The organism is Pseudomonas sp. PHC1 (genome assembly GCF_046487845.1).
Taxonomy (GTDB): Bacteria; Pseudomonadota; Gammaproteobacteria; order Pseudomonadales; family Pseudomonadaceae; genus Aquipseudomonas; species Aquipseudomonas sputi.
The window spans coordinates 413,346-436,950 of sequence record NZ_JBJXHJ010000003.1 but is presented as its reverse complement, the minus strand read 5'-3'; the positions used below and the strand labels follow the sequence as shown (position 1 = coordinate 436,950).

Annotated in this window: 21 protein-coding genes and 1 pseudogene; 10 read left to right on the top strand and 12 right to left on the bottom strand. The window is 63.3% G+C overall.

What is annotated here, in order from left to right:
- The first annotated feature begins 11 nt into the window (after nucleotides 1-11).
- Nucleotides 12-185 carry a hypothetical protein gene (locus ACKJSM_RS06970; RefSeq protein ID WP_011332306.1) on the top strand — a complete coding sequence of 58 codons (174 nt, stop codon included), beginning with the start codon at nucleotides 12-14 and terminating at the stop codon, nucleotides 183-185.
- A 12-nt stretch (nucleotides 186-197) separates the two neighbouring features.
- Here the strand turns inward: ACKJSM_RS06970 and ACKJSM_RS06965 are convergent, their stop codons facing one another.
- On the bottom strand, nucleotides 198-1,400 hold the full coding sequence (locus tag ACKJSM_RS06965; RefSeq protein ID WP_236182849.1) for a multidrug effflux MFS transporter: 1,203 nt from the start codon (nucleotides 1,398-1,400) through the stop codon (nucleotides 198-200).
- Nucleotides 1,401-1,518: 118 nt separating this feature from the next.
- On the bottom strand, nucleotides 1,519-1,716 hold the full coding sequence (locus ACKJSM_RS06960; RefSeq protein WP_096819700.1) for a heavy-metal-associated domain-containing protein: 198 nt from the start codon (nucleotides 1,714-1,716) through the stop codon (nucleotides 1,519-1,521).
- A gap of 148 nt (nucleotides 1,717-1,864) precedes the next feature.
- On the opposite strand from ACKJSM_RS06960, the gene ACKJSM_RS06955 reads away from it, so the two are divergent.
- From ACKJSM_RS06955 to cueR, 3 genes are all read left to right on the top strand, one after another.
- Nucleotides 1,865-2,248 (top strand): hypothetical protein, encoded by a 384-nt coding sequence (locus ACKJSM_RS06955; protein WP_236182848.1) that lies wholly within the window; start codon nucleotides 1,865-1,867, stop codon nucleotides 2,246-2,248.
- A 131-nt stretch (nucleotides 2,249-2,379) separates the two neighbouring features.
- Nucleotides 2,380-4,773: a heavy metal translocating P-type ATPase gene (locus tag ACKJSM_RS06950; RefSeq protein ID WP_410237054.1), complete on the top strand. Its 2,394-nt coding sequence runs from the start codon at nucleotides 2,380-2,382 to the stop codon at nucleotides 4,771-4,773.
- On the top strand, nucleotides 4,770-5,183 hold the full coding sequence (cueR, locus tag ACKJSM_RS06945; protein WP_236182846.1) for a Cu(I)-responsive transcriptional regulator: 414 nt from the start codon (nucleotides 4,770-4,772) through the stop codon (nucleotides 5,181-5,183). The genes ACKJSM_RS06950 and cueR overlap by 4 nt, the downstream gene beginning before the upstream one ends.
- On the opposite strand, the gene ACKJSM_RS06940 is transcribed toward cueR, so the two are convergent.
- Together ACKJSM_RS06940 and ACKJSM_RS06935 are read right to left on the bottom strand one after the other, a co-directional pair.
- A complete protein-coding gene (locus tag ACKJSM_RS06940; protein WP_410237072.1) occupies nucleotides 5,137-6,351 on the bottom strand; it encodes an MFS transporter in 1,215 nt (404 codons plus the stop codon). The genes cueR and ACKJSM_RS06940 overlap by 47 nt on opposite strands.
- 59 nt (nucleotides 6,352-6,410) lie before the next feature.
- Nucleotides 6,411-7,307 (bottom strand): PA4780 family RIO1-like protein kinase, encoded by an 897-nt coding sequence (locus ACKJSM_RS06935; RefSeq protein WP_011332300.1) that lies wholly within the window; start codon nucleotides 7,305-7,307, stop codon nucleotides 6,411-6,413.
- Nucleotides 7,308-7,752: 445 nt separating this feature from the next.
- Between ACKJSM_RS06935 and ACKJSM_RS06930 the strand changes: the two are divergent.
- Nucleotides 7,753-8,841, top strand: a pseudogene (locus ACKJSM_RS06930) (cache domain-containing protein); the annotation flags it as partial.
- 90 nt (nucleotides 8,842-8,931) lie between these two features.
- Nucleotides 8,932-9,699, top strand: a complete 768-nt coding sequence (locus tag ACKJSM_RS06925; protein WP_371850984.1) for a methyl-accepting chemotaxis protein — start codon at nucleotides 8,932-8,934, stop codon at nucleotides 9,697-9,699.
- 49 nt (nucleotides 9,700-9,748) lie between these two features.
- Here ACKJSM_RS06925 and ACKJSM_RS06920 read toward each other — a convergent pair whose 3' ends face one another.
- Nucleotides 9,749-11,026, bottom strand: coding sequence for an acetyl-CoA C-acetyltransferase (locus tag ACKJSM_RS06920; protein WP_410237053.1), 1,278 nt, complete (start codon nucleotides 11,024-11,026; stop codon nucleotides 9,749-9,751).
- Nucleotides 11,027-11,203: 177 nt separating this feature from the next.
- Here ACKJSM_RS06920 and ACKJSM_RS06915 point away from each other — a divergent pair, with 177 nt between their 5' ends.
- The 4 genes from ACKJSM_RS06915 to ACKJSM_RS06900 all read left to right on the top strand — a co-directional run bounded on the left by ACKJSM_RS06915 (nucleotide 11,204) and on the right by ACKJSM_RS06900 (nucleotide 17,057).
- Nucleotides 11,204-12,556, top strand: coding sequence for a 3-oxoacyl-ACP reductase (locus tag ACKJSM_RS06915; RefSeq protein ID WP_410237052.1), 1,353 nt, complete (start codon nucleotides 11,204-11,206; stop codon nucleotides 12,554-12,556).
- 2 nt (nucleotides 12,557-12,558) lie between these two features.
- Nucleotides 12,559-13,413: a MaoC family dehydratase gene (locus tag ACKJSM_RS06910; protein ID WP_410237051.1), complete on the top strand. Its 855-nt coding sequence runs from the start codon at nucleotides 12,559-12,561 to the stop codon at nucleotides 13,411-13,413.
- A 306-nt stretch (nucleotides 13,414-13,719) separates the two neighbouring features.
- Entirely contained in the window at nucleotides 13,720-15,258 is a 1,539-nt protein-coding gene (locus ACKJSM_RS06905; RefSeq protein WP_410237050.1) for a collagen-like triple helix repeat-containing protein, read from the top strand.
- A 128-nt stretch (nucleotides 15,259-15,386) separates the two neighbouring features.
- Nucleotides 15,387-17,057, top strand: a complete 1,671-nt coding sequence (locus ACKJSM_RS06900; protein WP_410237049.1) for a ShlB/FhaC/HecB family hemolysin secretion/activation protein — start codon at nucleotides 15,387-15,389, stop codon at nucleotides 17,055-17,057.
- Between the two features lie 37 nt (nucleotides 17,058-17,094).
- Here ACKJSM_RS06900 and ACKJSM_RS06895 read toward each other — a convergent pair whose 3' ends face one another.
- Genes ACKJSM_RS06895 through ACKJSM_RS06865 form a run of 7 tightly spaced genes read right to left on the bottom strand, consistent with a single transcriptional unit; the run spans nucleotide 17,095 to nucleotide 23,605 of the window.
- A complete protein-coding gene (locus tag ACKJSM_RS06895) occupies nucleotides 17,095-17,367 on the bottom strand; it encodes a DUF3613 domain-containing protein (protein ID WP_236182404.1) in 273 nt (90 codons plus the stop codon).
- 16 nt (nucleotides 17,368-17,383) lie between these two features.
- Nucleotides 17,384-18,106 carry a tetratricopeptide repeat protein gene (locus ACKJSM_RS06890; protein ID WP_236182403.1) on the bottom strand — a complete coding sequence of 241 codons (723 nt, stop codon included), beginning with the start codon at nucleotides 18,104-18,106 and terminating at the stop codon, nucleotides 17,384-17,386.
- 34 nt (nucleotides 18,107-18,140) lie between these two features.
- The gene (locus tag ACKJSM_RS06885; protein WP_207984920.1) at nucleotides 18,141-19,025 is read right to left on the bottom strand and encodes a type II secretion system F family protein; all 885 of its coding nucleotides are present in this window, start codon (nucleotides 19,023-19,025) and stop codon (nucleotides 18,141-18,143) included.
- A 1-nt stretch (nucleotide 19,026) separates the two neighbouring features.
- The gene (locus ACKJSM_RS06880) at nucleotides 19,027-19,911 is read right to left on the bottom strand and encodes a type II secretion system F family protein (protein WP_410237048.1); all 885 of its coding nucleotides are present in this window, start codon (nucleotides 19,909-19,911) and stop codon (nucleotides 19,027-19,029) included.
- A gap of 18 nt (nucleotides 19,912-19,929) precedes the next feature.
- Nucleotides 19,930-21,198, bottom strand: a complete 1,269-nt coding sequence (locus ACKJSM_RS06875) for a CpaF family protein (protein WP_236182400.1) — start codon at nucleotides 21,196-21,198, stop codon at nucleotides 19,930-19,932.
- Nucleotides 21,195-22,385 carry a pilus assembly protein gene (locus ACKJSM_RS06870; protein ID WP_236182399.1) on the bottom strand — a complete coding sequence of 397 codons (1,191 nt, stop codon included), beginning with the start codon at nucleotides 22,383-22,385 and terminating at the stop codon, nucleotides 21,195-21,197. The genes ACKJSM_RS06875 and ACKJSM_RS06870 overlap by 4 nt, the downstream gene beginning before the upstream one ends.
- On the bottom strand, nucleotides 22,382-23,605 hold the full coding sequence (locus ACKJSM_RS06865; protein WP_236182398.1) for a type II and III secretion system protein family protein: 1,224 nt from the start codon (nucleotides 23,603-23,605) through the stop codon (nucleotides 22,382-22,384). Before ACKJSM_RS06865 ends, ACKJSM_RS06870 begins: the two co-directional genes overlap by 4 nt.

Below are 23,605 nucleotides of genomic sequence, written 5' to 3'. Positions count from 1 at the left end.
GGAGGTCAGCAATGAAGATCCTGATAAAAGAAGTGGCAAAGTCCCAGTGGCAAGTTCGTCTTGACCAGCACGCCGTGACCTTCCGCAGCGAGGCCGAAGCTCGCGCCTTCACTCGCACCCTCGAAGCGCGTATTTGCGCGCCCCATCAGATTCCCGACCTCGGCCAGCAACGCGCTGTCGGCTGAGGTATTTCGTTTCTAGACTTCAGCCTGCGCCTTTGCGAGCGCCCGGGCATTCTGGATGCGCCGGGTGAGCAATGCAGCGCTCACCACCAGCAACCCGCACAGGCTGATGACCATGGCCATCGGCACGGCGGAGCCATCGTGTAATACCCCGACCAGCGCCGACGCGCCGGCGGCGACGCTGAATTGCAGGCTGCCAAGCAACGCCGAAGCACTGCCGGCTCGACCGCCCTGCCCGTTCATCGCACACGCCGCCGCATTGGGGCTGATGCAGCCAAGGCTGGCCACGCAGACGAACAACGGAATCAGCAATGGCCACAGTGCCTCGGTGTGCAAGGCGCTGACCGCGAGCAGTGTCAGCCCGGCGCCCAGGTAAACCCAGACCGCCCGTGACAGCAGAAAGGCCGGACCGCGCTTGGCCAGCAGGCGCGCATTGACCTGCGCCACCAGAATGAACCCGGCCGCGTTGGTGCCGAACAGCCAGCCGAAATGCTCGGCCGGCACGCCGTACAGTTTGATGAAGATGAACGGGGAGCCGGCGATGTAGGCAAACATCCCGGCGATGGCGATGCCGCCGGTCAGGGCATGGCCCATGTACACCGGATCGGCCAGCAGCCGACCATACTGACGCAGGGCGCCGGACAACGGCTGGCGCGGAACATGCGCCGGCAGACTTTCCGGCAGGCCGACGGCCACTGCCAGTCCGGCCAGCGCACTGAATCCGGTCAGTACCAGGAAGATCGACTGCCAGCCCGTGGTGTTGACCAGCAGGCCGCCGAGCATCGGCGCCAGAATCGGTGCGAGCCCCATCACCAGCATCAGCTGCGAAAAGACTTTCGCCGAACCCACCGCATCACATTTGTCGCTGACCACCGCCCGGGCAATCACCATTCCCGCACAACCGCCCAGCGCCTGTACCAGCCGGGCGCCAATCAGCCATTCCAGGTTCGGCGCATAGGCGCAGGCCACGGACGCCAGCGTGAACAGTGTCAGGCCAATGAGCAACGGAACCCGCCGGCCGAAGCGATCCGCCACCGGCCCGTAAGCCAGTTGGCCGATGGACAGGCCGAAGAAGTAAGCCGACAGCGTCAGCTGGACGTGTTTCTCATCGGTGCCGAACGCCAGCGCCATGGTGGGAAACGCGGGTAGATAGAAGTCGATCGCCAACGGACCGAAAGCGGTCAGGGCACCGAGAATCAAAAGGGTACGGAAGTTCATCAGGCGTCCAGGTCCGGCAGGCAGTGGGGTGGGCACTTTGGTAGAAAGTGCAGCCCGACAGTCTAGCCGGGCGAGGACGCCTTGAACATTCCGATAGCTCGCTAACTATTAAAAAAGATCAGGCGAGTTTGATGACGTAACCCTCTTCGCTGATCGCTTCGATGACCTGCTCGGCGCTCAGCGCACTTTCGACGCCGACTTCCTTCGCCGCCAGATCGACCCGCACGCTGGCGGCCGGATCCTTGCTCTGCACCGCCTGGGTGACGGCTTTGACACAGTGACCGCAAGACATGCCTTCAACAGTGAACACTTGCATGGAATGACTCCTTTGAGTGAGGTTGCCGGCAGTTTCGAGCTTGCCACGATGGCAAGGTCAAGTTCTGCAAAAAACTGCCGGGCTGGCAATCGGCGCCACGCTCGGCCAAGCTGCACGCATCAATGACATGAATTCAGGAGATTCAGCCATGCGCTGGTCAGCTTTCAGCCTGTTTGGCTTTCTCAGCCTCTTTGCCGCGATTCCTTCGGTGCATGCCGCCGGGGAAGATTACGGGGTGCTGATCATTTCCCGAGAGCGCCTGGAAGTGGCGACCTCCTGCGAAATCGGCGTGTACATCCAGGATCAACTGTCGGCGCGCCTGTTCCAGGAGCAAAGCACGTCGTTCAACCTGCCGCCGGGCAATGTCTCGCTGCGCCTGAAACTGCTGCCGGGACAGATGCCGGGTTGCAACCCGGGCATGCTCGCGCCGGGCTCGCAGGAGATCAAAGTGCGTGCCGGCGACATCCTGAAATTCCGCATCGCAATGAACCAGGAAGGCATGTACCTCAAGCCGACCGGCCTCGGCTATTGAGGCACGCTTGTTCCCACGCTCTGCGTGGGGACGATCGGGCGAGTGGGGCGGCGGGTAGCGAAAATGAGCACTTGACCTTGCCAGCATGGCAAGGTTGATCCTGTAGGCATCTTCTACAGGGAGTACGACCGATGTCCGATTCCATCACCTTCGATCTGCCCATCAGCGGCATGACCTGCGCCAGTTGTGCCGGTCGTGTCGAGCGGGCGTTGAGCAAAGTCAGCGGCGCCAGTGCCGTCAGCGTCAACCTCGCCACCGAACAGGCCCGGGTGCAGGCCCCCGGCGACAGCCTGCCGGCGCTGATGGAGGCAGTCGAGCGCGCCGGTTACAGCGTGCCGCAGCAAACCGTGGAATTGAACATCGACGGCATGACCTGTGCCTCCTGCGTCGGTCGCGTCGAGCGCGCCCTGAACAAGGTTGCGGGGGTGAAAAGCGTCAGCGTCAACCTCGCCAATGAGCGCGCTCATCTCGAATTGCTCGGCGCTGTAGACCCACAGATCCTGATCGCCGCCGTGAGCAAGGCCGGTTATTCGGCCAGCCTCTTCGAAGCCGAACACCCGCAAACCGACAATCGCCAGCAACGCCTGAACCATGAGCGCTGGGCGCTGATCTGCGCCATCGCCCTCGCCTTGCCGCTGGTGCTGCCGATGCTGCTGCAACCGTTCGGCATACACTGGATGCTGCCGGCCTGGGCGCAATTCGCCCTCGCGACCCCGGTGCAATTCATTTTCGGCGCACGTTTTTATGTGGCCGCGTGGAAAGCCGTACGCGCAGGCGCCGGCAACATGGACTTGCTGGTAGCCCTGGGCACGAGCGCCGGTTATGGCCTGAGTCTCTACGAATGGGCGACTGCTGACGGGCGCATGCCGCATTTGTATTTCGAGGCCTCGGCAGTGGTCATCGCGCTGGTGCTGCTCGGCAAATACCTTGAAAGCCGCGCCAAGCGTCAGACCGCCAGCGCCATCCGCGCACTGGAAGCATTGCGGCCGGAGCGGGCGATTCAAGTCATCGATGGCCGCGAACAGGATGTCGCCATCAGTGCCCTGCGCCTTGGCGATCTTGTATTGGTCAAACCCGGTGAACGCTTCCCGGTGGACGGCGAAGTGCTGGAAGGCCAGAGCCACGCCGATGAAGCGCTGATCAGCGGCGAAAGCCTGCCAGTGCCCAAACAGCCGGGCGACAAGGTCACCGGCGGAGCGATCAACGGCGAAGGCCGCTTGCTGGTGAGCACCACGGCGCTTGGCGCAGAGAGCGTGCTGGCACGGATCATTCGCTTGGTGGAAGACGCCCAGGCCGCGAAAGCGCCGATCCAGAAACTGGTGGATAAAGTCAGTCAGGTGTTCGTACCGACCGTATTGCTGCTGGCCCTGGCCACGCTGATTGGCTGGTGGCTGTACGGCGCGCCGCTGGAAACCGCGCTGATCAACGCCGTCGCGGTGCTGGTGATCGCCTGCCCATGCGCACTCGGCCTGGCGACACCGACCGCAATCATGGCCGGCACTGGCGTGGCGGCGCGGCACGGGATTCTGATCAAGGACGCCGAAGCACTGGAACGTGCCCATCAAGTCAGCGCCGTGGTGTTCGACAAGACCGGCACCCTGACTTCCGGCACGCCGCGCATCGCACATTTGAGTGCGATCGACGGTGACGAAAACGCCCTGCTGACAGCAGCCGGTGCGCTGCAACGCGGCAGTGAGCATCCGCTGGCCAAAGCGGTGCTGGATGCCTGTGCCGAACGCCATCTGAACGTGCCCGATGTCAGCGACAGCCAATCCCTGACCGGGCGCGGTATCGCCGGCAGCCTCGACGGCCGGCGCCTGGCCCTGGGCAACCGGCGCTTGCTGGAAGAAAGCGGTCTGAACGCCGAAAACCTGAGCGAATCGGCCAAGGCCTGGGAAACCGAAGGCCGCACGCTGTCCTGGCTGATCGAGCAAAGTCCGGAACCCCGCGTGCTCGGGCTGTTCGCCTTCGGCGACACCCTCAAGCCCGGCGCGCTGCACGCGGTGCAACAACTGGCGGCCCAGCACATCCACAGCCACCTGTTGACCGGCGACAACCGCGGCAGCGCCCGAGTGGTTGCCGAAGCGCTGGGCATCGAGAACGTCCACGCCGAAGTGCTGCCGGCGGAAAAGGCTGCCACCGTCGCCGAGCTGAAGAAAACCGGAGTCGTGGCCATGGTCGGCGACGGCATCAACGACGCCCCGGCGCTGGCGGCGGCCGACATCGGCATCGCCATGGGCGGCGGCACCGACGTGGCCATGCACGCCGCCGGCATCACCCTGATGCGCGGCGACCCACGGCTGGTGCCGGCTGCTCTGGAGATCAGCCGCAAGACCTACGCGAAGATCCGCCAGAACCTGTTCTGGGCCTTCGTCTACAACCTGATCGGCATTCCGCTGGCGGCGTTCGGCTTCCTCAATCCGGTGCTGGCCGGCGCGGCGATGGCCCTGTCGAGCGTCAGCGTGGTCAGCAATGCGCTACTGTTGAAAACCTGGAAACCCAAGGATCTGGAGGACAACCGATGAACATCGGCCAAGCGGCCCGCCACAGCGGCCTGAGCGCGAAGATGATCCGGTATTACGAATCGATCGGCCTGCTCAAGGCCGCCCATCGCACCGACAGCGGTTATCGCGTCTACGGCGACGATGATCTGCACACGCTGGCGTTCATCAAGCGTTCGCGGGACCTGGGCTTTTCACTGGAGGAAGTCGGCAAGCTGCTGACCCTCTGGCAGGATCGCCAGCGCGCCAGCGCCGATGTGAAGGCCCTGGCCCGCCAGCACATCGACGAGCTGAATCAGAAGATTCGCGAACTGGGCGAACTGCGCGACACCCTGCAGGATCTGGTGGAACACTGCCACGGCGACCATCGCCCGGACTGCCCGATCCTCAAGGAACTGGCGTCGGGCTGCTGCGCGCATCCCGCCCGCGTCTGAGCAGCAGGACCTTCATCGACAGCACAGTGGCAAGAGGAATGCCGTGGAACAACAGCACCACGGCACCCGGCGCCCACCAGTCATAGAACGGTGCGGCGATCAGCATGCCGACGCCGAATCCGGTCATCTGCAACAACGTCAGAACGCTGAAGATCGGCAGGCGCAAAGGCTCCGGCTCCCGCTGCAGACGAGACATCAAGCCGACTTCCGAGAAGCCGTCGCCCAACCCGGCCGGCAGCGAAAAGAGCAACAGACCGACAACGCTGTGCTGCTGGAACATCAGGATAAAACCGCAGGACATCAACAACACGCCGCCGAAGTAGCGCCGTTCCAGATGAATGTTGTCGGCGCCGTTCAGACGACTGGCGATCCGCGCGCCGAGCAGTTTGCCGGTGGCCCACACCGCGAGCATCAGGCCCAGCGTGGTGCTGGCCGATTCCGGCGTCAGCAGTTTTGAAATGATCGGAAAACCGACGTTGTGCGCAGCGCTGCCAAGGGTGTCGGCCATGGTCACCGCCAGCATCGCGGCCACCACCGGGGCCCTGCGCAGGCCCTGCAGCAAGGCTGCCCATTCGCTGCGCTCAGCGCTGGATTCGTTGACGGGTTCCGGTGCGCTGAAGCGCAGCGGCGCGATCAACAGCGCCGCCAACAGATAGGTCAGCGCATTCAGCGCGAACACCGTTTCAAATCCAAATCCCGCGACCAGCAACCCGGACACCAGACTGCCGCCGACCATCGCCATGGACGAGGCGGACGTGATCCACGCATTGGTCTTGAGCAACTGCGCCGGCTCGATCAAGCGCGGCAACTGACTGTTGAGGCCGATGGCGAACATCGAATTGCCAAAGCCCAGGCCGAACGCAATCAGCGGCAGCCACAACGCCTGCTGACTGACCGGGACGATCAGCAACAATCCGAGCACAGCAGCACGCAGCAGATCGAAGGCAATCAACGGCAAGCGACCGCTGCATCGACGATAAAACGCGGTGCCGATCAGACTGGCGAAAATCCCGCCACCCACCCGACTGGCCAGGAAGATCCCCACGCTCATCGCGCTGTTGCTCAGCAGATAGACATAAGTGGCCAGCGCAACCATGTTCAGGAACGCGCCGAAATCGGAAATCAGCCGGGCCGTGATGATCAGCCGGGCATTGCGGGAAGTGGTGATCACTATCAATCCTTGAATGTGTAAAACCCGGCCGAAGCCGGGTTTTCTTTTTCAGGTGCTCACTGCATCCACGGTGGCGGAGGCGGTTCGTCGGACTTGCCCTTGGGCTCGTCGTCCGCCGCACGGATGGCTTGCTTGCGCTCCTCATCCAGACGCGCCGCTTCGATCTCGCGCAGCACCCCGCCGACATCGGCCAGGTCCTCGGGATCGTCAAACTCGCCGGTCAGCACGCTGGCCGGGTGCAACGTACCCGCTTCGTACAACGCCCACATTTCCTTGGCGTATTTGGTCTTCTTCAACTCCGGGGCGAACCGGCCGAAGTACGACGCCATGTTGCCTACGTCACGCTCGAGCATGCTGAACGCGTGGTTGTTGCCGGCGGCGTCCACCGCTTGCGGCAGATCAATGATGACCGGCCCGGTCGGCGTCAGCAGCACGTTGAACTCCGAGAGGTCACCGTGCACCAGACCGGTACACAGCATCAGCACGATCTGCGAAATCAGGAACGCGTGATATTCGCGGGCCTGGTCCGGCTCCAGCACCACGTCGTTCAGACGCGGCGCGGCATCGCCGTATTCGTCGGCCACCAGTTCCATCAGCAGCACGCCTTCGAGGAAGTCGTACGGCTTGGGCACCCGCACCCCAGCGTTGGCCAGGCGGAACAGCGCCGCGACTTCGGCGTTCTGCCAGGCGTCTTCGGCTTCCTTGCGGCCGAACTTGGAGCCCTTGGCCATCGCCCGGGCCTGTCGGCTGTTGCGAACCTTGCGGCCTTCCTGATACTCGGCTGCCTGGCGGAAACTGCGTTTGTTCGCCTCCTTGTAGACCTTTGCGCAACGTAACTGATTACCGCAGCGCACCACATAAACAGCTGCTTCTTTGCCACTCATGAGTGGACGCAGCACTTCGTCGACCAGACCGTCCTCGATCAGGGGTTCAATGCGTTTTGGAGTCTTCATCAGCTTTTATTGTGGGTCCTTTATTACCAAACACGCGAATGTCATTCGTTATACGGCAATCCTCGCATCACGGGGAGGGGTTGCCGACCTGTGAACCTGTGGATGCACACACTGTGCCGGATAAACCGGGCCGACCGGAGCCTCGTTGGCGACCGCTGCGAATCATAGCCGAGGCTGTCGAAGTTGTTGGCGACAGGACTTGAGGGCATTTGCGACAGAATCTGACATCCCGCCGCACGCGACTCGTAAGAATTTTCTCTTCCGGCCTCAATTTCCCCTTCACGCAGCCGAATTCCTCAGAGACAGAGGGATTTGTCCGACAATCGTTCCAACAAAAACTTTCGATGTCGCACTCAAGGAAACGGGTGAAAAACAACGTTTTTCGGCTGCCAATTACCGCGAGTCATCTGCACTGCGTGGGCCTACAAGAAAATCTGGAGCGCGGATGAACATCAAACAGAAGTTGACCTGGGCGTTTGCAATCATCGCCTGCTTGCCCGTGGTGCTGGTCGCCACGCTGGTGGTACTGAACCTGCGCAGCGATGCCCGGGACGATTTTGTCGACAGCAGCGGGCGCGAGATCCGTCAGGTCAGCAATGCCATGCAGCTTTTCTTTGACGGTATCAGCCAGAACGTCGAGTACCTGGCGACGCAACCGCTGATCAAGAACACCGACGACAGCCTCAAGACCTACATGAGCGCCAACGCCGAAAGCATTGCGCAGGGCGAGATGGACAAGAAGGTCTTCGCCTTTCTGCAGGACCTGGGCAACAGTCACCCGGCCTACGCCTACGCAATCGTCGGCACCGCTGCCGGCGGCTACGTCTCCTGGCCCGACGATCCCAAGCTGAACAACTACGACCCGCGTCAGCGCCCGTGGTACAAGGCCGCGCAGGCCAAACCCGGCAAGCCGCTGCGCACCGCCGCCTATTACTGGGCACAGGACGATGCGACTTACGTCAGCACTGTGCGCACCATCGATAACAAGTTGGGCAGCAACGGCGGCGTAGTCAGTATCGACGTCACCCTCAAGCAGCTCACCGAGATCGTCAAACAGATCAAACTGGGCGAAAGCGGCTACCTGATGCTGCTGGAAAACAGCGGCACGGTGCTGGTCGATCCCATGCAGCCCGAGCACAACTTCAAGCCCCTCGACAGCCTCGGCGAGGGCTACGCGCAACTGGCCAAGGCCGGCAAAGGACTGGTGGAAGTCGAGCTCAACGGCGAACGCTACATGGCCAACGTCTGGCCGTCGGAGCAACTGGGCTGGACCTTCATCGGCCTGATCAAACAGAACGACGTAATGAGTTCGGCCACTCAACTCACCTGGCTGATCGCAATCATCGCGGCCGTGCTGGCGGTGATCTTCGCGGTGGTCGGCGCCAGCTTCGCCAGCCTCATCGTGCGGCCGATCCGCAGTGTGGCCAGCGGTCTGGAAGGCATCGCCCAGGGCGAAGGCGACCTGACCAAGAACCTCGACATCCGTGGCAGCGACGAAACCGCGCAACTGGCCAACTGGTTCAACCAGTTCCTCACTGCGATCCGCAGCCTGATCCAGCACATCGGCGGCGCGGCCGGGAAAATCCTCGCCACTTCGCAGAGTTCGACCCGGGTCTCCGGCGACATGGCCGAAGCGGCCGGACGCCAGCGCGAAGCGGTGGACATGGTCTCGACCGCGTTCCACGAAATGGTCGCCACCGCCAACGAAGTCGCCCGCTCGTGCAGCCAGGCGGCCGAGTCGGCCGACAGCGGCCAGCGCCAGGCCCGCGAAGGTCAGCAGCAGATCGATGCGGCGGTGCACAGCGTCGATCAACTGAGCCAGGAACTGGAGCAGTCGGCGCAGTCGATGCAACAACTGGAACGCGACAGCAACGACATCCAGTCGATCCTCGGCACCATCCGTTCCATCGCCGAACAGACCAACCTGCTGGCGCTCAACGCGGCCATCGAGGCGGCGCGTGCCGGCGAGCAAGGCCGAGGTTTTGCGGTGGTGGCCGATGAGGTGCGCGCACTGGCCAAACGCACGGCGGATTCGACGGCGGAAATCGACGGGCTGCTGGGCAACCTCGCCAAACGCACCAGCGCGGTGACCCAGCAGATGCGCGCCAGTCTCGACGTGTCCCAGCAATCGGTGGCACGTATCGGCGAGGCACGGGAAAGCTTCGGTCAAATCCGAGAGTCGGTGGATGTGATTCGCGACATGAACACGCAGATTGCGACGGCGGCGGAAGAGCAGCATCAGGTGGCCGAGGACATCAATCGGCACATCAGCCAGATTCATGGGGATGCGCAGCTGGTGGCGGAGCTGGCCAATTCAGCGCGGCTGGATTCGCAGAGTCTGGCGGGGTTGTCGAATGAGCTGGATGGGTTGGTACGCAGGTTTCGTACCTGAGTGACCTTCGCAATCCCCTCTCCTTTGGGGAGAGGGGAGTCTTGCTTTTTCAGCGCTCGACGATCGCCGTCACACCCTGCCCCCCCGCCGCACAAATCGAAATCAACCCCCGCCCCTGTCCCGCCGCATCCAGCAACTTCGCCAGGTTCGCCACGATCCGCCCGCCCGTCGCGGCGAACGGATGCCCCGCCGCCAGTGAGCTGCCCTTGACGTTCAAGCGGCTGCGATCAATCGAGCCCAACGGCGCGTCCAGCCCCAGCCGGGTCTTGCAGTACTCCGGATCTTCCCAGGCCTTCAACGTGCACAGCACTTGCGCGGCAAAGGCTTCGTGGATTTCGTAGTAGTCGAAGTCCTGCAAGGTCAGCCCATTGCGCGCCAGCAAGCGCGGCACCGCATAGACCGGCGCCATCAGCAGCCCTTCGGCGCCGTTGACGAAGTCCACCGCCGCCGCTTCGCCGTCGCGCAAGTACGCAAGGATCGGCAGACCACGTTCCTTCGCCCACGCCTCGCTGCCCAGCAACACCACCGACGCACCATCGGTCAGCGGCGTGGAATTGCCGGCGGTCAGCGTGCCCTTGGCGCTCTTCTCGAAGGCCGGTTTCAGGGTTGCGAGTTTTTCCAGGGTCAGGTCGGGGCGCAGGTTGTTGTCGCGGGTCAGGCCGAGGAACGGGGTCATCAGGTCGTTGTGCCAGCCTTCGCTGTAGGACGCCGCCAGTTTGTGGTGGCTTTCGAAGGCCAGTTGATCCTGTTCTTCGCGGGGAATGTTCCAGGTCTGCGCCATCAATTCGCAGTGCTCGCCCATCGACAGGCCGGTGCGCGGTTCGCCGTTGCGCGGGAATTCGGGGATCAGGTGTTTCGGACGCAATTGCAGGAAGGTCTTGAGCTTGTCGCCGGTGGTCTTGGCGCGGTTGGCTTGCAGGAGGATCTTGCGCAGGCCTTCGCTGACGCTGATCGGCGCGTCCGACGTGGTGTCGACACCGCCGGCAATGCCGCATTCGATCTGGCCGAGGGCGATCTTGTTCGCCACCAGCAGTGCGGCTTCCAGGCCAGTGCCGCAGGCCTGCTGGATGTCGTAGGCCGGGGTGGCCGGTGACAGGCGCGAGCCGAGCACGCATTCGCGGGTCAGGTTCATATCCCGTGACAATTTCAGCACCGCCCCCGCGACCACTTCACCGATGCGCTGGCCGTGCAGGTTGTAGCGTTCGATCAGGCCTTCGAGGGCGGCCGTGAGCATCACCTGATTGCTCGCGGTGGCGTAAGGCCCGTTGGAGCGGGCGAACGGAATGCGGTTGCCGCCAATGATCGCGACGCGGCGCAGCTGACTCATGAAAGGCTCCTTGTGAAATATCCGGTCTGAAAATCGAGCGCTGAAAACCCGGTCGGGCCACAAAAGCGCCGAGGGCAAACTACTCTGCTGTTCTAGCGTAGGCCTTATTGCGTGGATCGAACGATTGATTGCCCTTCGCAGTCCACACTTTGAACCCCATCTTCTGGAGAGCGTTCCATGTCTGACCGCTATATCGACTTCGCCAACTCGTCCATCGGCCACCGTCTGGTCGGGGCCCTGGGCCTGCCGTCGCCGGTGCGGCTGGAACGCTGGCAGGCCGGGCGCCTGCGGCCGGTAGAGGGTGCACTGCTGATCGGCGGCGGGCCGCTGGCCGAACGGGTCAGTGCATTCGCCAACCGGCTGACCGATGCCATTTATCGCTACGGCGACCAGCCGGCGAGTGCCACCCAATGGATTCCCGGCCATGGCCCGAAACTCAAGGCCGTGGTGTTCGACGCCAGCGATCTGCAGCACACCGACCAGCTCAAGCAACTGCGCGAGTTCTTCCAGCCGCTGATGAAGAACCTCGACGGCAGCGCGCATCTGGTGATCCTCGGCCGCGCCCCGGAAACCCGGGGCGAACCATTCGCCGCCAGTGCACAGCGCGCACTTGAAGGTTTTTCTCGCTCGCTGGCCAAGGAACTGCGCAGCGGCGGCACGCTGCAGCTGATCTACGTCGGCGAAGGTGCCGAGGATCAGCTCGAAGGGCCGCTGCGGTTTTTCCTGTCGCCAAAAAGTGCGTTCGTCTCTGGGCAGGTGATCCGGCTGACGGCCTGCGCCACTCAAGTCACCGACTGGACGCGCCCATTGGCCGGACGCAAGGCGCTGGTCACCGGTGCGGCGCGAGGCATCGGCGCCTCCATCGCCGAAACCCTGGCCCGGGACGGTGCCGAGGTGATCCTGCTCGATGTGCCGCCCGCGAAAACCGATCTCGAAGCCCTGGCCGCTCGCCTCGGCGGGCGCGCCATCACCCTCGACATCTGCGCCGAAGACGCGGCCGCGCAATTGATCGAACAACTGCCGGACGGCCTCGACATTCTGGTGCACAACGCCGGCATCACCCGCGACAAGACCCTGGCCAACATGACCCCGGAATTCTGGGACGCCGTGCTGGCGGTCAACCTCAACGCGCCGCAAGTGCTGACCAAGGCCCTGCTCGACAGCGGCACCCTGCGCGATAACGCCCGGGTGATCCTGCTGGCATCGATCAGCGGCATCGCCGGCAATCGCGGGCAGACCAACTATGCGGCGAGCAAGGCCGGGCTGATCGGACTGGCCCAGGCCTGGGCGCCGACCCTGCTGGAACGCGGCATCAGCATCAACGCCGTGGCGCCGGGTTTCATCGAGACCCAGATGACCGCGCACATCCCCTTCGGCCTGCGTGAAGCCGGGCGTCGCATGAGTTCGCTGGGCCAGGGCGGCCTGCCGCAAGACGTCGCCGAAGCCGTGGCCTGGCTGGCACAACCGGGCACCGGCGCGTTCACCGGGCAAGCGCTGCGGGTGTGCGGCCAAAGTGTTCTGGGGGCCTGAACATGACCATCGAATGGAAAACGCTGCACCGCGAACCGAGCCTGCCGGGGTTGTATGCCCGGGCGGCCACCCGACGCAAAATCACCGGCACCACCTTGCCCACCAGCGGCTTGCGTTGCGCCGTCGAGGTGGAGGGCAAACGGCTGGCGGCCTATCGCAAGGTCTGCGGTTTCGCCGATGACGGCCTGCTGCCGCCGACCTATCCGCATATCCTGGCGTTCGCCCTGCAGATGCAGTTGCTGACGGCCAAAGACTTTCCGTTCCCGCTGCTGGGGCTGATTCATCTGAGCAATCGCATCCGCGTATGGCGGCCGATGGGCGGGATCAGTCGCGCGCAAGTCAGTGTCCGGGTGCATAACCTGCAACCCCATCCCAAAGGCGCGACCTTCGACCTGCTGACCACCCTCGACGATCAACTCGGCCCGTTGTGGGAAGCCGAAAGCCGGATGCTCTGTCGCGGCGTGAAACTTGAAGGCGAACCGCTCGAACAGAGCTGGGAGCCGTCGCTGCCTCTGGCGCAGGTCGCGCAATGGAAGGCGCCGGCGGACATCGGCCGGCAGTACGCGAAAGTCTCCGGCGACTACAACCCGATCCACCTGAGTGCCGCCAGCGCCAAGTTGTTCGGTTTCCCTACAGCCATCGCCCACGGTTTGTGGAACAAGGCCCGCACGCTGGCGGCGCTGGCGGATCATCTGCCCAAGGCCAACCTTGAGGTCACCGTGCACTTTCGCAAACCGGTGCGCCTGCCGAGCGAGGTAAACCTGTTCGCCAGCGCCGCCGGTTCCAGCGGTGAGTTACGCCTGATCGGCGCCGGGGATCTGGAGCACATGGTGGGCAATTGGCAGCCGGTAGCCTGACATCGAGGCCGGGATAACCTGTTCAATTGTGTATATATCACTAAAGTTTTTCCGCGCCGCACACGCCTCCCGCGTCAAAACCCAGCCTTGATTTTCAAGGCTTTTTTTTGCGCGCCTATATCCTCGGTATTAGTCGTTAGGCGGCACCGGCAGCCACCTGCATAAAGGCGTTAATACCAACTTGAGAATGGCATGGATCCGGCCTTGCGACTGATATGAGCACAACGGACGAAGGCACTGCCGGCAACAGAATCGGCGGGCCATCGAAAACAACAAACGTTGTGACAGGTGCAAGGAATAACGCTCATGAAAACTCAGATGAAAGTTCAAGCGGCGTGGTGCAAATCGGCGACGGCACTGGCCCTCATTCTCTCCCTCGGTCTGACCGGTTGCAGCAGTGGCGGCGGTGGTCATCACAGCAGCTCCGGCAGTTCCTCCCCCGACAGCTCGACTGCGGGTACTGGCGGTACGGGTGGAACAGGAGACACCGCGGGCACTGGCGGTACCGGTGGCACTGGCGGAACGGGAGGGACGACGGATCCAACCAACCCGACCAATCCCACCGACCCGACAGATCCCACCAACCCCACCAATCCGGGCACTCCGACACCTCTGGTTACCACCACCCTGGTGCAGGACGTCGGCAATACCGTCAGCGGCGTCGGCGACGGCGTCGGCCAGGTCGGTGACTCCCTGAGCGGCGTGCCGGTCGTTGGCGGTGTGGTGCAAAGCGCGGCCCGGACTGCCGGCAACGTAGTGACCACGCTGGGTGACGGCGTGGCCGACGGCATCGGCAAACTGACAACCACTGACAACGGCCTGGGCGTCACCGCTTCGGCAGTCGGCGGCGTGGTACAGGATGTGGGTAACGGCGTGTCCGACCTGAGCGGCAAGCTGGCCACTGCCACGGGCAGCGTTCCCGTGGTCGGCGGTGTGGTAACCAAGGTCGCCCCAGTGCTCGACGGTGTCGGTGAACGGGTCACCATGCTCGGCGACACCCTCAGCACCGCCACCACCACCGGCCCGCTCGGCTCGGTCACCAAAGAGGTGGGCAACAAACTGGTGCCGGTGATTGCCATGGTTGAAAGCACCACGGACAAACTCGGCAGCGCCACGGGGCTGGGCGATCCGTTGAACGGTTTGATTCAGAAAGTCGGCAGCACGGTTGATGGTGTGGGTGACAAGGTGACCGTTGCGGGCAAAGGCAACGCACTGACCAACACCGTCGGCGGCGCCCTGAGCAATGTCGGCACCGCTGTCGGCAAGTCCGGCGGGCTGGTCGACAACGGCACCGGTTCGGGAACGGGCGTCGGTGGCGGTCTGGGCAGCAATGGCTTGTTGCAAACCGTTGGCGGCGCCGTGGTCAACGTCGGCGCCGGCTTGAGCAGCGGCAATGGCACCCTCGCCGCACCCGGCGGCGTGCTGGCCGCGGCGGGCAATACCGTGGCCTCGCTCAATACCGTGCTCGGCGGTTCGGGCTCGCCGATCACCAGCCCGACCACTCCACTGGCAACCCTGGGCAACAACGTGGGTGCCGGGCTTGCGCCAGTCACCACGGCGGTCACCAGCCTGACCCAGAATGTCGGTGCCGCCACCGGGCTCGGTACTCCGGTCGCCGGCCTCACCGGCCAGGTCGGCGGTGCCGTCGGCAGTCTCGGCAACACGATTGCCAGCACCAACAGCAACCCGGTCGTGACGGCGGTCGGCAACACCGTCACCACGGTGGGCAACACGGTCACTGCAGTCGGCGGACTGGTCAACGGTGGCACCGCCACCGGAACTGGCGGCGGACTGGGTGGTGTCCTCGGCGGTCTGACCGGCGCCCTGGGCGGCAACAAACGCTGAATTGCACCTGGCCGATTCGACGGCCGAACCTACAGCGCCTACGCTTGGTTGAGGGCGGAAGATTCCCACGAGTCTTCCGCTTTTTTTCTTAGGAGAACACCCACTGGGGTTTGAACATGGAGTGTCCTATGCGCGTTATGGCATCCCTGCTGTTTCTCAGTCTCAGTTCCACAGCCGTCGCCGACACCCTGCCCAGCTTTCTCAACAGCAACGAAACCATCCGCAACCTGCCGGTGCCGAACCTGCCCGCCGACGCCTACCGGCCCAACGCCGCGCCGCTGCAAGTGCCGGATCCCGGCGCCACGGCCGCCCAGCCGTTGCTGATGAGTACAAAGATCAACCTCAGGACCGTGCAGATCGAAGGCGGCACGCTCTACCCGCTGAACGACCTGGCAGAGATCTATAAACCCCTGATCGGCCGCCAGAGCAGCCTCGCCGATCTGATCGAAGCCACCCGCAACATCACCCGTCGCTACCAGCAGGACGGTTATCTGCTGTCCTACGCCTTCCTGCCACAACAGAACTTCGACGACGGCGTGGCGCGCGTCGTGCTGGTCGAAGGCTACGTGCGGGACGTGCAGATCGCGGGCGACGTCGGGCGGGTCAAGGCCCTGCTCGAGCGACTGGCCGCCAAGCTCCAGGCCGAGCGCCCTCTCACACGCAAGACCTTCGAACGCTACACCACACTGATGACCCGCATTCCCGGCGTCACGATCCAGGCCCAGGTGCCGCCGCCCGGCACCACCGACGGCGCCACCACGCTGATTGCCCAGGCCAGCCGCAAACCGTTCACCAGCACCCTGAGCGCCACCGAAGACAACCGCAACGGCACCCAGGCTTTGCTCGGTGTCAGCAGCAATTCACAAACCTCGATGGGCGAACAACTGAGCCTCAGCGGCCTGATTCCACCGGGGGATGACCACGAGCGTTACTACCGGCTGGACTACAACCAGTTCATCAACGACGAGGGTGCGCAACTGAGCCTGTCGGCCTCACGCTATCGCGCAGATCCCGGCACCAATGTGCGGCTGAACAACGGTCTGGAACTCAAGCCACACCGCGAAAACGATCGTTACTCGCTCGGCTTCAGCCTGCCGCTGATTGCCGCCTCGGATGAATTGCTGACCGCCGGATCGCGCCTGTACGCGGTCAACGACAAGACCCGCTACAAGGTAATTGGCTACCCGCTGAGCGTCGAAGAACGCACCGACATCCGCGCCCTCGCCTTCGAAAGCGACTGGCGCAAGGTCGATGCCCGGCAACTGCGCATTCTCAGTGGCGGCGTGTATCAGGGCTTCGACAGCCTGGGTGCGCACACCAACAACAGCGCCATCGACCTGGATTTTTTCCGGGTGCGTCTGTCGGGAGTGCAAAGCGACAAGTTCCTCGACAACTGGCAAGGCGTACTGTCAGCCGCGTTGTACTGGAGCGACGACACCCTGCCCGACAGCGAGCGCGCGGTGTTCGGCGGGCAGAATTTCGGTCGCGGTTATCCCGACGATCAGGCATCCGGCGACAAGGGCTGGGGCGTGGCTTACGAAATCAACTACAGCTTCAACCGCGACGGCAACTGGGTGCGCATCCTGCAACCGTACTTCGTGCTCGACCGCTCGCGCAGCTGGTTCAATGAATTGCCGGTGCAGGCCAACAACCTGTCATCGGCGGCGGTCGGCCTCAGATTTGGCGATGCGAAGTACTACAACATCGCCCTGGAAGCCGCCAAGGCGATGTCGGATGAAGCGCTGGATACCTTCAATCGCCGGCCGCGTTACAGCATCAGTTTCAGTTATCAGCTGTAAGCCATCGTCGCAGGCATCCCCGGTTGCCTGCGACGAGCTAGTCATTCGTCTCGATCTTGCCGCCGACATCCGGGTCGTAGAAATCGGGGATTTCGTACTTGTACTTCTTCAGCCAGCGCTGCATCGCCAGCTCACGCTCGGTGGCCGTGGCCGCCTGCGGATCGGGAGACGCGGCCTTGTTGCGGCTTTGCAGCAACAGCCAGCCTTCGGTTTCCTGCTGCTGGGCCGAGGCCGGGCCGGCGTCGATGGCCAGGGCACCGAGCGGCAGAGTCAGCAGGCTCAGGCAGCACAGGGTCTTGAACGTATTCATGGCACCTCCTTGAGGCTCACTTGATCGTCGCCGGTTGCGCGTCAACCGCGACCGCGACCTGATTGCCCGCAACGGGTCTGGCCCTGACCGGCGACTTGAGTTTCTCCGCGCGCTCCTGGGCATCGGTGAACTGCTCCGGGGTCAGATGCGCCCGGCTGACCACTTCGGCGGCTTGCTGCCAGTTATTCTGGTAGAGCAGCAGGGTGACCAGATTCAGCGTCGCCAATTGATTGTTCTGTTTCAGCTCGATGGCCGTCAGGAACTCGAAGCGAGCGTCTTCGAGCCGCAACTGATTGAGGTACACCACGCCCAAGTCATTGCGGATGTTTTCATTGGTCGGCGCCAGCCGCGCCGCCCGCTGCAGGTGGGCCTGCGCCTGGCCGTTGTCGCCACGGGCGGCGTACAACTGGCCCAGGCCATGTTCGGCGTCGGCGTTCAGGCAGGTACCGAGCAGGCTGCGATACAACGGCTCGGCTTCACTGCGTCCCAGCAGGCGATAGACCTTGGCCTTGCGCAGACGCACCTCGACGAGGTGGTCGGGCAAACTCTGCAGGTTGGCCAGGCTGGCGTGCAGCTTGCCGTCGTTGACCAGGTCATCGGCCAGGTTCAGCGACAGCTCCTGTTCGGAACTCAACTTGCTGCAGCTGGCCGGCGCCAGCATTGTCGTCCACGGCGCCTGACCGTCCGTTGCGCAACCGCCAAGCAGCAACAGACTTGCCACGACCATCAGTGCTTTCATCAATCGCTCTCCATCGCCATTGTCATTGTCATTGTCAGGACGCAAATGCCCGGGTGATCGCGGTAAAACCAGGGCCCGCCAAAACGATCAGCAAGGCCGGAAACAGCAGCAGCATCATGACCACCGACATCTTCGCCGACATCTTCGAGATGTATTCCTGCAAGCGTGTCAGGCGTCGGTCATCCAGCAGTTGCTTGAGCGTCAGCAGCGACTTCATCGCGCCGCCGCCCTGCTGAATCAGTTGTTGCAGGATCACGCACGTGTCGGTGAATTCATCCACCGCCAGCATCGCCGCGGCCTTGTTCAGTTCCTGGCCGAGTTCCAGGCCCGAATCGACACGGGCCAGAATCAGGCGCAATTCGCTGGTCAGTTCCGGCAGCAGTTTTTGCCCCTCGATACTGAGCACACGCAAAGCCTGCTCGACGGCCATGCCGGACTCGAACAGGATCCGCAGCAGGGGAATGAACGTCGACACTTCCACCGCAATGATTTTCTGCCGGCGGGCAGCGGCATACGCCAGCAGGCGTTTGGGCAGCAGATAGCCGACGCCGGTGGCGATCATCGGTACCAGCCAGCCGTTGGGTGCGAGGGGGAAAAACACCTCCTTCAGAAACAGGCCCAGCCCCAGTGTCAGCAGCGGCGTACCGATCTGGCAGGCGGCAAACAGCGAACGCTCGCTGGCCCGACGCCAGCCGAGACGACTGAGCAGGGTCTGGGTTTCGCTGTCGATGCTCACCGAGCGCTGGCCGAACCGGCTGCTGCCCAGCGCCCGCAGCCAGTTGCCAAAGCGGTTCTCGCGCACCAGCTGCCCCTGCAGACGCTGATTGACCTGACGCACCCGCCGCCGCTCGGTCAGCAGGTGATTGCCGACCAGCAACAGCGCCCCGAGCAACAGCATGAGACTGGCCAGCATCAGCATGTCAGACACTCCTCAACATGCGCCACAGCGCCAGGCAACCGGAGACCTGCAGCACCACCGCGACAATCAGCATGGTCCGACCGCCCGAGTCGTTCCACATGCCGAGCATGTAGCCGGGATTGGTCAGCATGAAGTAACTGACCAGAATCACCGGCAACGATCCGAGTACCCACGCGGTCATCCGTGTTTCGCCGGTCAGGGCACGCAGTTGGCGGGCACCCTGGTCGCGTTCGCGAATCAGTTTGATCAGGTTCTCCAGCAGCTCGCTGGCGTTGCCGCCGTAGCGATGGTTGACCTTCAGGCCCAGAGCGAACATGCGCAGTTCGTCCTGCTCGTAGAGCTCGGCGAAATCGCTGACCGCGTCCGGCAGGTTCACCCCCAACTGGACGTTGCGCTGCACCCGGCCCATCGCGGTTTTCAACGGATCCTCACTGGTTTCGATGCCGCCCATCACTGCATCGCTCAGGGTCCGGCCGGACTTGAGGCTGCGCACGGTGTGGTCGAGCAACTGCGGTAACTGTTCGATCATCCGCTTGAGCCGACGCCGGTACAGCCAGGCGATGTACAACCGCAGAATCAGCGGCGGCGCCAGTATCAGCAGCAACAGGCCGATCCAGTCGGCCAGCAGATAACCGAGCATCATGCCCACGCCCCACAACGACAGCCAAAGCCCGAATCGCTCGCTCGGCCGGCCAAGGCCTGCCCGCAGGAACATCCGCTCCAGCCCGGTCCACGAGGTTTTTTCGGCCGTTGCTTGCGGTTGCCCGGCGGCGAGGCGAGAGAGCACCCGTTCGTTGGCAGTCTTGCGCACGCCCTGCAGGAACAGGCGAATCGACAATCCCAACAGCAACAGGCAAAGGACAATCAGGATCACCGGTGCGATCATGACGAAGCCTCCATGCGCTCAGCCCAGACTCGACTCGTGCCGCAACTTGTCGCCGGCCGGATTGACGGCTTCGCGCAGGAAGCCGAAACCGGTACGTCGATCCAGACGGAACAGAGTATTGGTCACGTAGACGTCTTCGCGCACGCCGACCACTTCCACCACCTCACTGACACAGCGGCGGCCGTCGGGCATGCGGGTCAATTGAATGATCACGTCGAGCGCTGCGCAGATCATCTGCCGCAGGGTGCGTTCGGCCACGGTGCGCCCGGTCAGGCCGACCAGGGTTTCCAGACGCAGCAACGCATCCTGGGCATTGTTGGCGTGCACGGTGCTCATCGAGCCGTCGTGACCGGTGTTCATCGCCGTGAGCACGTCGAGCACTTCGACGCCACGGATTTCGCCGAGAATGATCCGGTCCGGACGCATCCGCAGGGCATTGCGAATCAGGTCGCTGGCCTTGACTTCGCCATGGCCCTCGGCATTCGGCGGCCGGGTTTCCAGACGCACCACGTGGGGATGCCCGAGCTGCAGTTCGGCGACGTCTTCGATGGTCACCAGCCGTTCGTGTGGGTTGATCAACTGGCTGAGGATGTTCAGCAACGTGGTCTTGCCGGTGCCCGTGCCGCCGCTGATCAGGATGTTGCAGCGCTTGCCGACGGCCTCCTGAAAGCACTCGAAAATCGGCAGGTCGATGGTCTGCATGGCGATCAGGTCGCTGCTCTTGAGCATGTCCTTGCGGAATTTCCGAATCGACAGACAGGGGCCGTCGAGGGCGATCGGCGGGATGATCGCGTTGACCCGGCTGCCATCGGGCAGGCGTGCATCAACCATTGGCGAAGATTCGTCCAGTCGCCGACCGAGCGGTGCGAGAATGCGCTGCATGACCCGTTCGACGTGGTGCGCATCGATAAAGCGCAGGTCACTCTGATGCAGTACGCCGTCACGCTCGACGAACACCCGGTGCGGGCCGTTGACCAGGATTTCGGTCACGGCGGTATCGCGCAGCAACACTTCCAGCGGGCCGAACCCGGTCAGCTCATCGACGATTTCTTCGCCCAGCCGCTCCATCTCGTAACGGGAAATCGCCAGGTGCAGACGGGCGATGTATTCGGCGACCTTGTCGGTGACGAATTGCGCCAGCAACTGCCGTGAACCTTCCAGCAGGTTTTTCCCGGATTCCTCGATGGCATCGATGATGTAGCGATGCAGGACCAGCTTCAGGCCTTCGTGATCGGCGTTGCCCGATTGGCCACTCGCCGGCGCACCGAAAAGTTTTTCCGGGCTCATGAGGTGCCTCGCAACCGGTCGAACCAGGAGACCTTGGGTTTGGCCAGCCCTTCGGAGCGTTTGGCCAGCCGTTCGCCGAGCACCCGCAGGCTCTGGGTGAGTTTCTCTCGGGGCGCCAGTTCAAACAGGCTGACCCCCTGATTCTTGGCGTTCATGCGCAGCTCCGGACTCAAGGCCAGCACCGCGATCACTTCCAGGTTGAAGGTCTTGCCGAGGGTGTCCGCATCCGGCGCGACATGGCTCAGATAGCGGTCGACCAGCAGCCGACCGTGATCGAGCTTCATGCCTTTTTCCCGCCACAGGTTGAATAGCGCCAGGTTGCGCCGGCAATCGAGCACGTTCTGGTCGGTGTACCAGATCAGCTTGTCGCAATGGCTGACAAAGGTACGCAGGGCCTCGCTGTCAGGCTGGCCTGTGAGGTTCACGACGATATGCTGGAAATGCTGGCGCAAGGTGCTGAGCAACATGAACAGCTCGGCGGCGCTGGTGTTTTCCAGTGGTTCGTCATTGTCGGCGTACGCCAGAATCCGCAGCCCCGCTTCGGCGCTGGTGAACGCACTGTCGATCAGCGTGGCGTCGATCCTGCGCAGGTGGCGCAAGGCGTCGCCGAAGTGGAACGAACTCTCCAGTCCCAGCAACGCCAGGCTGTCGCCACGGGGCAGCCCGAGATCCAGCAGCAGAGTTTGCTGCCCGCTTTTTTGCACCACCAGTGCCATATGGTTGGCCAGCAGTGCGCCGTCGGAACTGCTCTGTACGCCGTACAACGCCGTCAGGGCACCCAGTTGCGCGTTGTGGGTCACCGGCGGCAGGCGCTTGCTCAAGCGGCGCACCAGCCCGGCCACTTCGCTGGAGCGCGAACCATAGGCGACGAAATCCCTCGCCCCGGCGCGCATGGCATTGAGCACCAGCTGGTTGTCCATACCGTCGCCGAGGGCAACGATCGCCAACATCGGCTTGGCCTCCAGCGCACCTTCGATCAGCGCGCTCTGGGCTACCACGTGTTCCCGGTCAAGGCCGACGAACACCAGGCTGGCGAAGGTGACGTCCACCAGTGCGAGCAATTCGTCGAGACTGCCGCCACCGGCACTGACCACCTGGCCCAGCGGCGCAAGTGCGCTTTGCAGCCACTCCAGATCGGTGCTGTTGCGGGTGATGGCGAGAAAGGTCTGACTCAGGTTCTGGCTCATTGGGACAACCCGCTGCGCTTGTCGAAGTTTCCGTTTTCCAGGAAAAACATGCGGTAGAAATTCGGGTCGTAGTTGCGCAGTTTTTCACCCGGCAACGATGGCAGTTGTGCCTCCGCCGAGAGCGGACGCACCAGGTGCGGGGTCACAATCATCAGCAGCTCACGCTCTTCGCGTTTGATCTGCGAGCTTTTGAAAAAAGCCCCGAGCACCGGGATATCGCCCAGCCCTGGAAACTTGTCGACCTGGGAACTGTTGGAGGTGCTGATCAAACCGCTGATGACGAAACTCTCACCATCGGCCAAGGATATGCTGGTGTCGGTGCGGCGGATGGTCAGGGCCGGCACAGTGGTGCCGGCGATGTTCACCGCGTTGCTGAAATCCAGTTCGCTGACCTCCGGCGCCACTTTCAGGGCGATGCGATCGTGGCTGATGATGGTGGGCGTCAGGGTCAGGCGGATGCCGAACTCCTTGTATTCGATCGACACGTTGTCGCTGCCGGAGCTGGGCACCGGAATCGGAATCTGCCCGCCTGCGAGGAAGCTGGCGCTCTGCCCGTTGAGGGCCACCAGGCTCGGCCGCGCCAGGGTGTAGGCGAAGCCGCTGCCCTCCAAGGCATTGATGATCGCCATGGTCTTGCCGCCGATCCACGAGAAGTTGAACAGCGAGTTGTCCACCGGCAACCGCGGCTGCGGGACGCCGTCGATGGGCGGCAGTGTTCCGGGCGAGCCGAAAAGGAAATTGCCGCGGGTGCCGATCAGCGAAGCCGAGGCCTGTTTGAGCTTGGTGCGGCTGACTTCGACGAAGCGAATATCCGTCTGCACCTGGGAGGGCAGCAGCGCATCATCCGACGGCAGCGCACCGGTGTTGGTGAGGGCCGAGGTCGCGGCGCCCTTGACGAACACCATGCTCTGGCGGGGTTCACTGGAGCAGCCGGTCCAGACCATCAGACTGGTGGCGCCCGGCGCCACGGCGGTGAGCAGGAACGATGAGTTGCCATTGGCATGCACGTCGGCGATTTTCGGATCGCCAATGGCCAGGCGCGTAATCGCCACCGGTGATTGCATGTCCTGCTGCCAGCCTTCGTTGATCTCGATCACCGCAGGCAAGCGTCCGAGGGCCGCGCAGTTGCCAGTGGCCGCGTGCGCGGCATTGATTGACAGTCCCATCACCAGCAAGGCCCGGAGCACGGGATTGAAGATCGGCCAGGAACGACTCTGCAT